Source organism: Bradyrhizobium sp. CIAT3101 (assembly GCF_029714945.1).
GTDB lineage: Bacteria > Pseudomonadota > Alphaproteobacteria > Rhizobiales > Xanthobacteraceae > Bradyrhizobium.
In genome coordinates, this window is sequence record NZ_CP121634.1 from 6,411,332 (window position 1) to 6,425,504 (window position 14,173).

The 14,173-nt window shown below is 64.6% G+C and carries 14 protein-coding genes; 8 read left to right on the plus strand and 6 right to left on the minus strand.

The genetic code is table 11. From position 1 onward, the window contains the following. Positions 1-27 precede the first annotated feature (27 nt). Both QA645_RS30220 and hpaR read right to left on the minus strand, forming a co-directional pair. Positions 28-1,173 carry an ABC transporter substrate-binding protein gene (locus QA645_RS30220; protein WP_254130064.1) on the minus strand — a complete coding sequence of 382 codons (1,146 nt, stop codon included), beginning with the start codon at positions 1,171-1,173 and terminating at the stop codon, positions 28-30. Between the two features lie 289 nt (positions 1,174-1,462). Next, a complete protein-coding gene (gene hpaR / locus QA645_RS30225) occupies positions 1,463-1,981 on the minus strand; it encodes a homoprotocatechuate degradation operon regulator HpaR (protein ID WP_254196186.1) in 519 nt (172 codons plus the stop codon). Positions 1,982-2,121: 140 nt separating this feature from the next. On the opposite strand from hpaR, the gene hpaH reads away from it, so the two are divergent. The 6 genes from hpaH (at position 2,122) to QA645_RS30255 (ending at position 8,586) form a co-directional block, all read left to right on the plus strand. Then, complete coding sequence (gene hpaH, locus QA645_RS30230) at positions 2,122-2,928, plus strand: 2-oxo-hept-4-ene-1,7-dioate hydratase (RefSeq protein ID WP_283044998.1); 807 nt, start codon at positions 2,122-2,124, stop codon at positions 2,926-2,928. Between the two features lie 34 nt (positions 2,929-2,962). Then, positions 2,963-3,361: a 5-carboxymethyl-2-hydroxymuconate Delta-isomerase gene (locus QA645_RS30235; RefSeq protein ID WP_254130062.1), complete on the plus strand. Its 399-nt coding sequence runs from the start codon at positions 2,963-2,965 to the stop codon at positions 3,359-3,361. Then, positions 3,354-4,892: a 5-carboxymethyl-2-hydroxymuconate semialdehyde dehydrogenase gene (hpaE, locus tag QA645_RS30240; protein WP_283044999.1), complete on the plus strand. Its 1,539-nt coding sequence runs from the start codon at positions 3,354-3,356 to the stop codon at positions 4,890-4,892. Before QA645_RS30235 ends, hpaE begins: the two co-directional genes overlap by 8 nt. Positions 4,893-4,918: 26 nt before the next feature. Further along, positions 4,919-5,902, plus strand: coding sequence for a 3,4-dihydroxyphenylacetate 2,3-dioxygenase (gene hpaD / locus QA645_RS30245; RefSeq protein WP_283045000.1), 984 nt, complete (start codon positions 4,919-4,921; stop codon positions 5,900-5,902). Between the two features lie 163 nt (positions 5,903-6,065). Beyond that, on the plus strand, positions 6,066-6,935 hold the full coding sequence (locus QA645_RS30250) for a fumarylacetoacetate hydrolase family protein (protein WP_283045001.1): 870 nt from the start codon (positions 6,066-6,068) through the stop codon (positions 6,933-6,935). Between the two features lie 25 nt (positions 6,936-6,960). Further along, complete coding sequence (locus QA645_RS30255; RefSeq protein WP_283045002.1) at positions 6,961-8,586, plus strand: thiamine pyrophosphate-dependent enzyme; 1,626 nt, start codon at positions 6,961-6,963, stop codon at positions 8,584-8,586. A gap of 3 nt (positions 8,587-8,589) precedes the next feature. Here QA645_RS30255 and alkB read toward each other — a convergent pair whose 3' ends face one another. From alkB to QA645_RS30275, 4 genes are all read right to left on the minus strand, one after another. Then, on the minus strand, positions 8,590-9,243 hold the full coding sequence (gene alkB / locus QA645_RS30260) for a DNA oxidative demethylase AlkB (protein ID WP_283053420.1): 654 nt from the start codon (positions 9,241-9,243) through the stop codon (positions 8,590-8,592). A 9-nt stretch (positions 9,244-9,252) separates the two neighbouring features. Continuing rightward, entirely contained in the window at positions 9,253-9,996 is a 744-nt protein-coding gene (locus tag QA645_RS30265) for a 2OG-Fe(II) oxygenase (RefSeq protein WP_283045003.1), read from the minus strand. A gap of 229 nt (positions 9,997-10,225) precedes the next feature. Beyond that, a complete protein-coding gene (locus tag QA645_RS30270; RefSeq protein ID WP_283045004.1) occupies positions 10,226-10,912 on the minus strand; it encodes a DUF2848 domain-containing protein in 687 nt (228 codons plus the stop codon). Further along, positions 10,905-12,254, minus strand: coding sequence for an amidase (locus tag QA645_RS30275; RefSeq protein WP_283045005.1), 1,350 nt, complete (start codon positions 12,252-12,254; stop codon positions 10,905-10,907). The genes QA645_RS30270 and QA645_RS30275 overlap by 8 nt, the downstream gene beginning before the upstream one ends. A 191-nt stretch (positions 12,255-12,445) precedes the next feature. Between QA645_RS30275 and QA645_RS30280 the strand changes: the two genes are divergently transcribed. After that, complete coding sequence (locus tag QA645_RS30280; RefSeq protein WP_254130052.1) at positions 12,446-12,859, plus strand: OB-fold domain-containing protein; 414 nt, start codon at positions 12,446-12,448, stop codon at positions 12,857-12,859. Between the two features lie 3 nt (positions 12,860-12,862). Next, the gene (locus tag QA645_RS30285; RefSeq protein WP_283045006.1) at positions 12,863-14,002 is read left to right on the plus strand and encodes a thiolase; all 1,140 of its coding nucleotides are present in this window, start codon (positions 12,863-12,865) and stop codon (positions 14,000-14,002) included. Positions 14,003-14,173 lie beyond the last annotated feature (171 nt).

Consider the following 14,173-nt stretch of genomic DNA (forward strand, 5'->3'; position numbering starts at 1 on the left):
ACCGGAATCGGGGAGGTCGCGAGAACGTCAGTCGTTGAACTCGATGTGCTTGTCGAAGACGATATTGCCCTTGTCGTTCTTCACGATGTTGTAGCCGTGGAGACCATCGCCGTTCTGGTCGAAATTGTATTCGCCTTCGGCGCCGGCGAACTTTTTGGTCGCCAGGATGGCTTCGCGGATCTTGCCGGGATCAGTCGATCCGGCCTTGTTGATCGCGGCAGCCAAGACGTTGACCGCATCGAACGTCCAGGAGCTCTGGTTGTCCGGCGCGACCTTGACCGCGTCGCGGTAGATCTTGCCGAACGCCTTCGAGCCCTCGCTGGAATCCTCGGCATAGTCGGCCACGCCATAGGTGTTGTAGAGCGCGGGACCGGCCAGCTTCAGCGCGGTGATGTTGACGATCGAGGGCGAGCCGACCCACGGGATATTCACGCCGAGTTGACGGAGCTGGCGGGCGAAGATGCCGAGGTCGTTCTCGAAGGTGAAGTAGGAACCGAGAATCTCGGCGCCCGATTGCTTGATCGCGAGCACGACCGGCGTGAAGTCCTGGCTCTGGTTGGCGTAGCCCTGATCGAGCACCGAGGGGGCCCCGAGCTTTTCCAGCGCGGCCGTCAGCGCCTTGCCGCCGGCCGTGCCGAAGGCGTCGGTCGAGTGCAGCACGGCCCACTTTTTCTTGCCGAGCGTGTTGACGCCGTATTCTGCGATGACGCGGCCGGAATAGCTGTCATTGGGACGGCAGCGGAACAGCCACTGATTGCCCATATGGGTAAGATTCGGATCGGTGCCGCCGATCATCACGGGCTTGCCGAGCTTGATGACGTCGGGCGCCATCGCATGCACCTGGGTCGAACGGATCGAGCCGAGGAAGCCGACGATGTCGGACTGCGCGGCGAGTTTTGAGAACGCGAGCACGATGCCGGGGTTGGTGGTCTGGTCGTCCTCGACGATCAGCTCGCCCTGCTTTCCCAGGATACCGCCGGCCTTGTTGACGGCCTCGAGCGCGAGCTTGGCCCCCTTGATGGCGTACCCGCCTGATTCAGCGGCCGGACCGGTGACGGGCGCGCACATGCCGATCTTGATGGTGGCGCCCTGCGCATTTGCGCTCTTGATGAGGTATGGCGCGGCAATGCCGGCAGCAATTCCGGCAGCGAAGTCGCGTCTCGTCAGTCTCATACATTCCTCCCTGGGGCCGGGCATCCTTGTCGGCCCTTCTTTGTTTGGCTTCTGAATACAGAGCCGGATGCTACTTACGGATTCTACCGGCGTGAGTAAATTGATATTGAGACGCCATCGACTAAGTACGGAGAGTTCACGCCCCGATGGTGATTAACACCTGCGGCGGCGATCTATTCTCAGCTGCTTTTTCCAGGCTTTTCACGCAATTCGCGTCGCGAGCACTGCCCACGCGTTATGCAATGATGACAGTCATGCGTGACGGGAACGTCATCATGCAAATTTGCCGTCACGCATCGTCCGTGATCTCGTCACGCGCATCCGCGGAAGCGAGGCACGATTCCAACTCGCCGAGCATCTCCTGCAACTCGGCGAGCTTGCGCGCGCCGAAGCGCTGCGTGATCTCGGCATAGATCGCTTCCGACGACGGCGCGACGGAGGCCATCAGCTTCACGCCCTCTTTCGAAATCGAGACCATGCTGCGGCGCTGGTCCGTCTTCGCCGTCTTGCGCTCGATCAAATGGCGCGCCTCGAGATCGCGCAGGATGCGCGACAGGCTCGGCCCGAGGAGAAATGCGGTGCGCGCGAGTTCCGTGACCTCGGCGGCCTCGATCGACGCCAGCGCGCGCAGGATGCGCCATTGCTGCTCGGTCAGGCCATGCTCGCGCAGCGATGGGCGAAATTGCCGCATCACCGCCTCGCGTGCCCGCAGCAGCGACATCGGCAACGAGCGCGAGAAGTCGCGCATCGGCACCTGGCGCGCGGCAGTCGCACTTCCGTTGGTAGGATCAGCCGGTCTCTTCGCCATCATGACCTTTCAACGTCGCCCTTTCAAAGCCGCCCCTTCAGACCGCAAAACGTTTGCAGTGCAGCAAGCCCAGATTCTGTTTGACGCATTCACTTAACATGTTAAGTATTTCCGGGCACCACAAATTTGGTCGATCACCAATGGCGCTTTCCAACGACGATATCCTTGCTTGCGCGAACCGTCTGCACCAGGCGGAGAAGACCCGTGTGCAGATCCGGCAGCTCTCGCAGGATTTCCCCGACATCACCATCGCCCATGCCTACGCGATTCAGAAGGCGTGGGTCGACATCAAGATCGGCGAAGGACGCCTCGTCAAAGGCCACAAGATCGGCCTGACCTCGAAGGCGATGCAGAGCGCGCTCAACATCGACGAGCCGGATTCCGGCGTGCTGCTCGACGACATGTTCTTCGCCGATGGCGGGATCGTCCCGACCGAGCGCTTCATCGCGACGCGCGTCGAGGCCGAGCTTGCCTTCGTCATGAGCAAGCGGCTCGAAGGCCCCGACTGCACGATGTTCGACGTGCTCAACGCCACCGACTTCGTCGTGCCGGCGCTGGAGATTCTGGACACGCGGATCGAGCGCGTCGATCCCAGGACCAAGGCCACGCGAAAAATCTACGACACCATCGCCGACAATGCAGCGAATGCAGGCATTGTGCTCGGCGGCCGGCCGATCCGCCCGCTCGACGCGGACCTGCGCTGGATCGGCGCGCTTTGCTTCAAGAACGGCCAGCTCGAAGAGACCGGCCTTGCCGCCGGCGTGCTCAATCATCCGGCGACCGCGGTTGCGTGGCTCGCGAACAAGATCGCGCCGCTGGGGCTCGCGCTGGAGCCCGGCCAGGTCGTGCTCGCCGGCTCCTTCATCCGTCCGATCGAGACCCGCAAGGGCGACACAATTCAAGCCGATTATGGCGCCTACGGCTCGGTCAGCTGCTACTTCGCCTAGAAAGCAACAAGAATACACAGGGAGTGAAACCGCCATGCCGCATTTCACGATCGAATATTCGGCCAATCTCGACAGCCGTCTCGACATCGGCGCCGTCTGCGAGGTGGTGCGCAAGGCCGCGGTCGAAACCGGCATCTTCCCGCTCGGCGGCATCCGCGTCCGCGCCATCCGCTGCGAGCACTACGCAGTCGCGGATAACAAGCACGATTACGGCTTCCTCGACATGCTGCTGCGCATCGGCGAAGGCCGCGACCTCGCCACACGCCAAAAGGCCGGCGAGCACGTTTTCCAGGCGCTTTCAAAACATCTCGATCCCGTCTTCGCCGCCAGCAAGTTCGCTTTGTCGTTCGACATGCAGATCAATGACAAGGACACCAGCTGGAAGCGCAACAACATCCACGACGCATTGAAAGTGGTGGCCGCCCATGGATAAGCCCACACCAAAAGCCGACGTCTTCCAGGCCAACCGCGAGCGCGTCGCGCCGCTGCTGAAGAAGCTCGGCGCCGACGGCATCGGCCACATGATCGACGGCAAGATCGTGCCCTCGATCTCGGGCGAGAGGTTTGAGACGAAGTCGCCGGTCGATGGCGCCACGCTCGCAAGCGTCGCGCGCGGCAATGCCGAGGACATCGACGCCGCCGCGACCGCCGCGGCGCTCGCCTTCAAGTCCTGGCGCGACATGGGTCCCGCGATGCGGAAGAAGCTATTGCATCGCGTTGCCGATGCGATCGAGGACAATGCCGAAGACATCGCCGTGCTCGAATGCATCGACACCGGCCAGGCCTATCGCTTCATGGCCAAGGCCGCGATCCGTGCCGCCGAGAACTTCCGCTTCTTCGCCGACAAATGCGCCGAGGCGCGCGACGGCCTCAACACGCCGAGCGATGAGCACTGGAACATCTCGACGCGCGTGCCGATCGGCCCCGTCGGCGTGATCACGCCGTGGAACACGCCGTTCATGCTCTCGACCTGGAAGATCGCGCCTGCGCTGGCGGCGGGCTGCACCGTCGTGCACAAGCCGGCCGAGTGGTCGCCGGTGACGGCGTCCATTCTGGCCCGGCTGGTCAAGGAAGCCGGCGTGCCCGACGGCGTGCTCAACACCGTCCATGGCTTCGGCGAAGAGGCCGGCAAGGCGCTGACCGAGCATCCCGCAATCAAGGCGATCGGTTTCGTCGGCGAAAGCGCGACGGGATCGGCGATCATGGTTCAGGGCGCACCGACGCTGAAGCGCGTGCATTTCGAGCTCGGCGGCAAGAACCCCGTGATCGTGTTCGACGACGCCGACCTCGACCGCGCGCTCGATGCGGTCGTGTTCATGATCTACTCGCTCAATGGCGAGCGCTGCACGTCCTCGAGCCGCCTGCTGATCCAGCAAAACATCGCGGACAAGTTCATCGAAAAGCTGACCGCGCGCGTCAAAGCGCTCAGGGTCGGCCACCCCCTCGATCCCGCCACCGAGATCGGGCCGCTGATCCACGAGCGGCATCTGGCAAAGGTCTGCTCGTACTTCGACGTCGCACGCCAGGACGGCGCGACCATCGCGGTCGGCGGCAAGGCCTATGACGGCCCGGGCGGCGGACATTATGTCGAGCCGACGCTGGTGACCGGCGCCAGCGGCAAGATGCGGGTGGCGCAGGAAGAGGTGTTCGGTCCCTTCCTCACCGTGCTGCCCTTCAAGGACGAGGCGGACGCGATCGAGATCGCCAACGACATCCGCTATGGCCTGACCGGCTATGTCTGGACCAACGATGTCGGCCGTGCGCTGCGCGTTGCGGACGCGCTGGAGGCCGGCATGATCTGGCTGAACTCGGAAAACGTCCGCCATCTGCCGACGCCGTTCGGCGGCATGAAGGCCTCGGGCATCGGCCGCGACGGCGGCGATTACTCGTTCGACTTCTACATGGAAACCAAGCACGTCTCGCTGGCGCGGGGCACTCACAAGATTCAGAAACTGGGAATTTGACGTTCGTCGTTCCGAGGGGAAACGCAATGCCCGTACCGCAACACATCTTCGAGCCGCCGTTCAACATCATCCGCTCCAGCCACGTCGTACTCGACGTGACCGATCTGAAGCTGAGCCGCGCGTTCTACGAGACCGTTGTCGGCCTGCATGTCGAGGACGCCGACGACAAGGTTGTTTACCTGCGCGCCGCCGAAGAGCATCAGCATCACTCGCTGGTGCTGCGCAAAGCCGCCGTGCCCGCCTGTAACAGGCTTGGCTTCAAGGTCGGCAATGACGGCGATCTCGACAAGGCCGCCAAGTTCCTGTCCGAGATCGGCCTCGCCTACGCCTTCGCCGATCAGCCGTTCCAGGGGCGCACGCTGCAATTCACCGATCCCTTCGGCTTCCAGATCGAGCTCTATGCGTCGATGGACCGGCGGCCGCATCTCTTGCGCCGTTTCGATCTCTACAAGGGTTGCCATCCGCAGCGGCTCGATCATTTCAACGTCTTCGCCGCCGAAGTGCAGGACACCGTCGACTTCTACGCGCGGCTCGGCTTCCGTCTCACCGAATACGCCGAGGAGGACGGTCCGCAGGGGCGCATCGCGGCCGCCTGGATGCATCGCAAGGGCAATGTCCACGATTTCGCGATTACCAACGGCAAGGGCCCTCGCCTTCACCACTTCGCCTACTGGACGCCGACGGCGATGAACATCATCCATCTCTGCGACGTCATGGCCTCCGCGGGCTTCGTGAAGAATATCGAGCGCGGCCCCGGCCGCCACGGCATCTCGAACGCGTTCTTCCTCTATGTGCGCGACCCCGACGGCCATCGGCTGGAGCTCTACACCAGCGACTATTTTACGGGCGATCACGACCACGAGCCGCTGCGCTGGTCGCTGCGCGATCCGCGCCGCCAGACATTATGGGGCGCGCCCGCGCCGCGCTCCTGGTTCGAGCAGGGCTCGCCGTTCTCAGGGCAGGCCGTGCGTGAGCCGAAGTTCGTGGCCGACGTGCTGGTGGCGGATTAATGTGGCGATGAACTCTCAGCCCGTCGTCCCGGCGAAAGCCGGGACCCATAACCACAGGGTGGAGTTTGGCGATGACTCGTGGTCCGGTACACCTAGCGAACACAATCGATAGATCACGCGGTATGGGTCCCGGCTTTCGCCGGGACGACAAGAGAGACTACCAATGAAACTCCCTCGCCTCGCCACCTATTCCGTCAAGGGTGAAACCCGCTACGGCGCTGTCCTGGAGGGCGGCATCGTCGATCTCTCTGCGCGCTACGCAAAGGACTATCCGACGTTGCGTGAGGTCATCGCAGCCGGCAAGCTCGTGAGCCTCGCCGAGGAGGCCGCGGGCCGCACGCCGATTCACGCGCTCGGCGAGATCACATGGCTGCCGCCGGTGCCCGCGCCGGAGAAGATCATCTGCATCGGCGTCAACTATCCCGACCGCAATGCCGAGTACAAGGACGGCCAGGAGGCGCCGAAATATCCGAGCATGTTCATGCGGAGCCAGCGCTCCTTCGTCGGCCACGACACGCCGCTGGTGCGCCCGCGCGCATCCGCGCAGCTCGACTACGAAGGCGAGATCGTGCTGGTGATCGGCAAGCCCGGGCGGCACATCAAGGAGAGCGCTGCACTCGACCACATTGCCGCGCTGACGCTCTGCAACGAAGGCTCGGTGCGTGACTGGCTGCGCCACGCCAAGTTCAACGTCACGCAGGGCAAGAATTTCGATTCCAGCGGCAGCCTCGGACCGTGGCTCGTGCCCTACACCCGGGAAGCACAAATTGCCGACATTCGTCTCACCACGCATGTCAACGGCGAGCTGCGGCAAGACGACCGCACCAGCCGTCTGATGTTCCCGTTCCGCTACCTCATCAGCTATATCTCGACCTTCGCGACGCTGGTCCCCGGCGATATCATTGTCACGGGCACGCCGACCGGCGCCGGCGCGCGGTTCGATCCACCGCGATACCTGAAGCCCGGCGACGTCATCGAGGTCGCGGCCGAGGGCATCGGATCCTTACGCAACGGCGTCGTCGACGAAGCCTGACCAACAACTCGAATGGAATGATGCAATGACCACCCTCACCGGCGGCGAAGCAATCGTAAGCGGGCTCGTCGCCCATGGCGTCGATACCGTGTTCGGCCTTCCCGGCGCGCAGGTCTATGGCCTGTTCGACGCCTTCCACCAGGCCCAGCTCAAGGTGATCGGCGCGCGGCATGAGCAGGCCTGTGGCTACATGGCGTTCGGCTATGCGCGCGCGAGCGGCAGGCCCGGCGTGTTCAGCGTGGTGCCCGGCCCAGGCGTCCTCAACGCCAGCGCGGCGCTGCTCACCGCCTATGGCTGCAACGAGCCGGTGCTGTGCGTGACGGGCCAGGTGCCGACGCAGTTTCTCGGCAAGGGCCGCGGCCATCTGCATGAGATGCCGGACCAGCTTGCGACCTTGCGCACCTATGTGAAATGGGCCGATCGCATCGAACATCCCGGCAATGCGCCGACGACCGTGGCGCGTGCTTTCCAGGAGATGACATCGGGACGGCGCGGCCCCGCCTCCGTTGAAATGCCCTGGGACATCTTTACCCAGCGCGCCGACACGGCTGCCGCGCAGGTGCTGGAGCCGCTGCCGGCGCCGCAGCCCGATCCCGACATGATCAAGCAGGCCGCAGCACTGATCAGGACCAGCAAGGCGCCGATGATCTTCGTCGGCAGCGGCGCAATCGACGCACGCGAGGAGATTCTCGAGCTCGCCGAGATGATCGATGCGCCTGTGGTCGCCTTCCGCAGCGGCCGCGGCATCGTCTCCAACGCGCATGAGCTCGGCCTGACCATGGCCGCCGCCTACAAGCTATGGGCGAAGACCGATCTGATGATCGGCATCGGCACGCGACTGGAGCTGCCGACCATGTCGCGCTGGCCCTATCGCCCGGACGGATTGAAGAGCATCCGCATCGACATCGATCCCGTCGAGATGCGGCGCTTCATCTCCGACACCGCCATCGTCGCCGATGCGAAGGCTGCGACCGCGGATCTCGCTGCTGCCGTCAGCAAGGCAGGCTACAGCAAGACCGCCGGCCGCCGCGCCGCGATCCGGGAGGCCACCGCGACCGCACAACAGGACATCCAGCGCATCCAGCCGCAGATGGCGTATCTCGAAATCTTGCGCGAGGTGCTGCCGGCGAATGCGATCGTGACCGACGAGCTGTCGCAGTTCGGCTTCGCCTCCTGGTACGGCTTTCCGATCTACGAGCCGCGCACCTTCATCACCTCGGGCTATCAGGGCACGCTCGGCTCCGGCTTCCCGACCGCGCTCGGCGCCAAGGTCGCCAACCCTGACAAGCCCGTGGTGGCGATCACCGGCGACGGCGGCTTCATGTTCGGCGTGCAGGAGCTTGCCACCGCCGTGCAGTTCAACATCGGCGTCGTGACACTGGTGTTCAACAACAACGCCTACGGCAATGTCCGCCGCGACCAGCGCGAACGGTTCGACGGCCGCGTGGTGGCCTCCGATCTCGTCAATCCGGATTTCGTCAAGCTCGCGGAATCCTTCGGCGTCGCGTCCGCGCGCGTCACCGCACCGGACCAGTTCAAGGCGGCGATGGAGAAGGCGCTTGGCCATGGTGGCCCGTATCTGATCTCGGTCGAGGTGACCCGGGATTCGGAAGTGAGCCCGTGGGCGTTCATTCATCCGCCGAAGCCGTAAACGTCAACGCGTCCGGCGGAAGGTCAGATTGATCCGTTTCCGCCCGAGCAGCGCGTGTTCGCCTTCCGCAAGCGGCGCGACGCCGTGATAGGCCAGCCTTGACGGGCCGCCCCAGACCACGACGTCGCCATGGACCAGCCGGAAGCGGCGCGGCTTGTCGGCGCGCGCCAGGCCGCCGAACAGGAAGATCGCGGGTAGTCCGAGCGAGACCGAGACGATGGGCGCCGAATAATCCAGCTCGTCCTTGTCCTGATGCAGCGACAGCCGCGTGCCGGGCTCGTAGCGGTTGACGAGGCACGCATCGGGCGCAAAGTCTTGGAAGCCGCCCTGCTCCGCGGCGCCGCGGGCGAGATCGCGGAGCACCGGCGGCATTGCGGGCCACGGCGCCTCGGTCTTGGGATCGATGGGATCATAGCGATAGCCGGTGTGATCGGTGATCCAACCGCGCTCGCCGCAATTGGTCATGGCGACCGACATCAGATGGCCGCCGGGCGTGGTCATGCGACGGAACGGCGACTGCACCACGATGGCGCGCACGGCTTCGATCAACTCGCGCTCGATCGGCTGGACGAATCCGCGCAGCAGCACGGCGCCGTCGGCGATTTTTTCGCGCGATGGCTGTGCTTCAGCGACAGTGTCGAACAGATCACCCGTCAATCGTTCCACTCATTTGGCATCATGAAAGATCACACCGACGGTGTGGCGCTGTCCGGAGCGAATCCGGCTGACGCCATGGCGCAGGTTAACGCGGTACGTGCCGCGTGTCCCCTGCACCGGGCGGTGATGCACGGCAAAGGCCACCGCATCGCCCTGCGCCAACGGCACCACCTCGGCGCGGGACTGCATGCGCGGGCGTTGTTCCGTCAGCACGAACTCGCCGCCGCTGAAATCGCGACCGGGCTCGGACAGCAGGATCGCGACCTGGAGCGGGAACACGTGCTCGCCATAGAGATCCTGATGCAGGCAATTGAAATCGCCGGCCTCATATTGCAGCAGCAAGGGCGTCGGCCGCGCCTGCCCCGCCTCGTGGCAGCGCTCGAGGAAAGCCGCATGGGCGGCGGGATAGCGGATGTCGATCCCCATCGCCTCGTTCCAGCTGTTAGCAACGCCCTGCAGATGGGCATAAAGCGCCGGACGCAGCTGCGCGATCAGATCGGGCAGCGGGTAGGCGAAATATTTGTACTCGCCGCGGCCAAAGCCGTGGCGGCCCATCACGATGCGGCTGCGGAAGTGCGCGTCGTCAGGATAGAGCGCGGCGACGGCCCGGCATTGGTCCGGCGTCAGCAGGCCTTTCAGGACGGCGCAACCCTGGGAGTCGAGTTCGGCGGAGATTTGGGGCCAGTCGAGGGTGTCGACATGGGCGGCGGGGTCGGCGGCGGATGGGGCTGATTTTCGAGCGGTCATTGTCATGGCAATCACCTTCGCAATCCGACGTTCACCCCGCCACCCGATTTCCGATGACCGTCTCCTCAGCAAGGACGGAGGAGAGATCTCGTAGGGTGGGCAAAGCGATTTGTCCGCCGTAGCTCGAAGAGCGAAGGCGGAAGCGTGCCCACGATACCGATGACGTGGGCACGGCGCTAACGCGCCTTTGCCCACCCTACGAGACCGTCCCTTGTGGAGCGAGGTGTGAAGGGAGCTAGCCCCGCACCGGCAGCGTTACCACATCATATCCATGCTTGATCGTCCGCTTCAGCACGGGGTCCTCGAGCTCGAAGTCGAAGCGGTCGGCGGGGCGGATGCCGCCCTTGGCGGCGAAGGTACCGCCGAACATGGCGCAGCCGTCGGGGAATTTTGCGCCTTCGAAGCCGCGCGCGATCAGCTCGGCGACCGGCAGCATCGCGTCCAGCGTGCCCTCCTGGTAGAGCACGCGCTCGCCCTTGACGGTGGCCCAGGAGCGCAGGATCATCCTGTCCCAATGGCCGATGACGTCCTCGAGCTCCCACAGCGTGGAGGCGATTGGCTTGTCGCACATCTGCTTGGACACGGTGACGCTATAGGCCTCGACCTTGCGGTCGGTGTGGTCGGAGCCGCAGCCGACGAAGATGCGGCCCTGCCAGCCGATCAGCACGAACTCGACCTCGCCGCTCGAATCGCCACCGCAGCATTCGATGCTGTCTTCCTGGGTCAGCCGCCGCGCCGCGCCGCGATAGTAGATCGGCGTCGAGGCCGGCGGGGCGATGCCCATCTCTTGCAGCTCTTTGATGTGCTTGTCGCGCGCGACGGGATCACGGCCGGTCCAGCCGGCGATGACCATCTGGTCGATCGCCAGCGTCAGCGGCGTGGTGGCGTCCTGGGCATCGACGGTGAAAGTCAGGTCAAACACGAATGACGGCCTCCATGCCGGCAGCAAGTTCAAAGATACGACGATCGGATCCGCCCGCCCCTGCAAGCATCAGGCCGACGGGGACATCGCCTTCGCGATGCGCCGGCAGCGAGATGGCGCAGCCGTCGATCATGTTGATCAGGGTGCAATTGCGCAACGCGCGCAGGTTTTGCGCGGTGAACGCCTTGTCGTCGGCGAGATCCGCGATCTTCGGCGGCGTGTTGGCGGTGGTCGGCAGCACCAGGGCGTCATAGGGCGCGATCCGCGCATTGACGCGGGCGATCAGCGAGCGGCGCTCGTTGAGGAGGTCGATGTAGTCGGCCGCGCTCTGCGCCTCGCCGCGCATGATGCGGACGGACACACGGGGATCGTAGACGTCGCCCTTGGACGTGATGAGATAGCGATGCCAGGCGTAGCTTTCGGACGCGGCAAAGCCGCCCTTGGCATTCATCGGGCCGATGTCGTGGAACTCGGCCATCTCGATCCGCTCGATGATGGCGCCGTGATCGGCCAGCGATTTCAGCGCGCGCTCGAACGTCTCGGATACGGCTGCGTCGAGATCGTCCAACGCGATCGTGGTCGGCACTGCGAGCCGCATGCCCTTCACGGACCGCGGCTTCAGCGGAACGATCGCCTCGTTCGCGAGCACGGCGTCGAGAATGGCACAGCAGCTGACCGATCGCGCCAAGGGACCGATGCTGTCGAGCGAGAACGACAGCGGCACCGAGCCATCCAGCGGCACTCGGCGCTGCGTCGGCTTGTAACCGACGATGCCGTTATAGGCCGCCGGAATGCGGCAGGAGCCGCCGGTGTCGGTGCCGAGCGCGCCATGCGCCATGCCGTCGAGCACCGAGACCGCGGCGCCCGAGGACGAGCCGCCGGGCACGTGGCCCTCGGCACGGTTCCAGGCGCCCTTGGGTGTCCCGTAGTGCGGATTGATGCCGATGCCGGAATAGGCGAACTCGGTCATGTTGGTCCGCCCGATCACCACGAAGCCGGCCTTGCGCAGCCGCGCCACCGTCGCCGCATCATGCTCGGCCGGCGGGGAGTCGTCGAGCGCACGGGAGCCGGCGCGCGTCACCTGGCCCTTGATGTCGAACAGATCCTTGATCGAGATGGGGATACCGGCATAGCGCGACGGCTCCGCCTTGGCCTTGCGCAAGCCGTCCATCGCATCCGCCGTCGCAAGCGCGGCGTCCTTGTCGACATGGATGAAGGTGCGCTGCCCCTCGCCTGAGGGATCGGCGATCCTGGCGATGCACGCCTCGACCAGTTTTCGGGAGGTGGTGCGGCCGCTTTCGAGGTCGTCGGCGAGCTTCGCCAGTGTCGGAAAATCGGGCATGTCTGTCTCACGGAATATTGCGCGCGCAATCTATAGCGCCGGCTCAGTTCGACACAAGCATTGTGCGCATGATGGCATGCATGCTGCCTGCTGGACCGTTGACGCACGATAGCCGATTGTCGCATCAAGATCGAAACAGGCGGGCGTCAAGCCTGCCTATTCAAGACTTGCCTTTGGGAGGGCGTTCCGAGATGGCCGAACCGCAGCGCGCGCGACCGAAACCGACGCCGGAGACCCAGCATTTCTGGGACGGCGCGAAAGCCGGCGAACTGCGCCTGCAACGTTGCGATGCCTGCGCGCATGTCTACTTCCCGCCGCGCCCATTCTGCCCGTCCTGCGCCTCGCGCAAGGTCTCCGTGTTCAAGGCGAGCGGCAAGGGCTTTCTCTACAGCTACGTGATCAACCACCGCCCCGCCGCGCCCGGTTTCACGCCGCCTTATGCGATTGCGGTGGTCGAACTTGCCGAGGGACCGCGGATGATGAGCAACATCATCGACTGCCCGCAGACACCGGAGGCGCTCGAACTCGACATGAAGCTCGAGGTCGCGTTCGAGGTGCTCGACGACAAGATCACCCTCCCCGTGTTCCGTCCGGCGAAGGGGTAAACCATGCGCAAGAACCAGGTTGCCGTCGTCGGCGCGGCCGAGACCACCGAGCTCGGGGTCGTCCCCAACATGTCGCAGCTCCAGCTTCACGCGGACGCGGCGCTCAATGCCATTGCGGATGCCGGGTTGAAACTCTCGGATATCGACGGCTTTGCCACCGCGGTCGAGACACCGCAGCAGGTCTGTCACTATCTCGGCATCAAGCCGACCTGGGTCGACGGCACCTCCGTCGGTGGCTGCTCGTTCATGCTGCATGTCCGCCACGCCGCGGCGGCGATCGAGGCCGGGCTGTGCAAGACCGTGCTCATCACGCATGCCGAGAGCGGCAAGTCGATGATCGGCAAGCAGCCGCGCTCGACGCCGGCGGACAGCCTCAACGGCCAGTTCGAAGCGCCCTACGGCGTCTACGGCCCGCCGAGCATGTTCCCGATCCCCGTGCTGCGTTTCATGAAGACCTACGGCATCACGCATGAGCAGCTCGCCTCGGTCGCGGTGGTACAGCGCGAATGGGCGGCGAAGAATCCGCGGGCGATGATGAAAGACCCGATCACGGTCGCCGACGTGCTCAACTCGCGCATGATCGCCTATCCGTTCCGGCTCTTGCAGTGCTGCCTTGTCACCGACGGCGGCGGCGCATTGATCCTGACCTCGGCCGACCGCGCCAAGGACTTTCCGCGCAAGCCGGTTTACATCATGGGCACCGGCGAGAGCGTCGAGACACCGATGGTCAGCCAGATGGAAACGTTCAACTCCTCGCGGGCATTCAAGACGGCGGGACCGCTGGCGTTCAAGGAGGCCGGCATCGCCCACAAGGACGTCGATCATCTCATGATCTACGACGCCTTCGCGCATCTGCCGCTGTTCGGCCTCGGCGATCTCGGCTTCATGCCGCATGAGGAAACGGGCAAATTCATCGCCGACGGCAACACGCGCCCCGGCGGCAAGCTTCCGCTCAACACCAATGGCGGCGGCTTGAGCTACATGCATTCGGGCATGTACGGCATGTACGCGCTCCAGGAGAGCGTGCGCCAGATGCGCGGCATCGCGCCGGCCCAGGTGCCGAATGCGAAGATTTCAGTGTGCCACGGCGTCGGCGGCATGTTCGCCGCCAGCGGCACGATCGTGTTTACGAACGAGAGGTAACGCGCTGCTCGCCTCTCCCTCTCCCCGTTCTTACGGGGAGAGGGTTGGGGTGAGGGGCTGCCTCCCCGCAGTTGGACTCGCGGAGAGTCCCCCTCACCCGGATCGCATCTAGTGATGCGATCCGACCTCTCCCCGCAAGCGGGGCGAGGTAAGAAAGAACAGGAGAACCCA

Bases quoted from the DNA above. Each gene is read 5' to 3' on its own strand.
- hpaH (WP_283044998.1), top strand. From the start codon at position 2,122: ATGGCGCTTTCCAACGACGATATCCTTGCTTGCGCGAACCGTCTGCAC.
- hpaE (WP_283044999.1), top strand. From the start codon at position 3,354: ATGGATAAGCCCACACCAAAAGCCGACGTCTTCCAGGCCAACCGCGAG.
- QA645_RS30285 (WP_283045006.1), top strand. From the start codon at position 12,863: ATGCGCAAGAACCAGGTTGCCGTCGTCGGCGCGGCCGAGACCACCGAG.
- QA645_RS30250 (WP_283045001.1), top strand. From the start codon at position 6,066: ATGAAACTCCCTCGCCTCGCCACCTATTCCGTCAAGGGTGAAACCCGC.
- QA645_RS30235 (WP_254130062.1), top strand. From the start codon at position 2,963: ATGCCGCATTTCACGATCGAATATTCGGCCAATCTCGACAGCCGTCTC.
- QA645_RS30275 (WP_283045005.1), bottom strand. From the start codon at position 12,254: ATGCCCGATTTTCCGACACTGGCGAAGCTCGCCGACGACCTCGAAAGC.
- QA645_RS30265 (WP_283045003.1), bottom strand. From the start codon at position 9,996: ATGACAATGACCGCTCGAAAATCAGCCCCATCCGCCGCCGACCCCGCC.
- QA645_RS30255 (WP_283045002.1), top strand. From the start codon at position 6,961: ATGACCACCCTCACCGGCGGCGAAGCAATCGTAAGCGGGCTCGTCGCC.
- QA645_RS30220 (WP_254130064.1), bottom strand. From the start codon at position 1,173: ATGAGACTGACGAGACGCGACTTCGCTGCCGGAATTGCTGCCGGCATT.
- hpaD (WP_283045000.1), top strand. From the start codon at position 4,919: ATGCCCGTACCGCAACACATCTTCGAGCCGCCGTTCAACATCATCCGC.
- hpaR (WP_254196186.1), bottom strand. From the start codon at position 1,981: ATGGCGAAGAGACCGGCTGATCCTACCAACGGAAGTGCGACTGCCGCG.
- QA645_RS30280 (WP_254130052.1), top strand. From the start codon at position 12,446: ATGGCCGAACCGCAGCGCGCGCGACCGAAACCGACGCCGGAGACCCAG.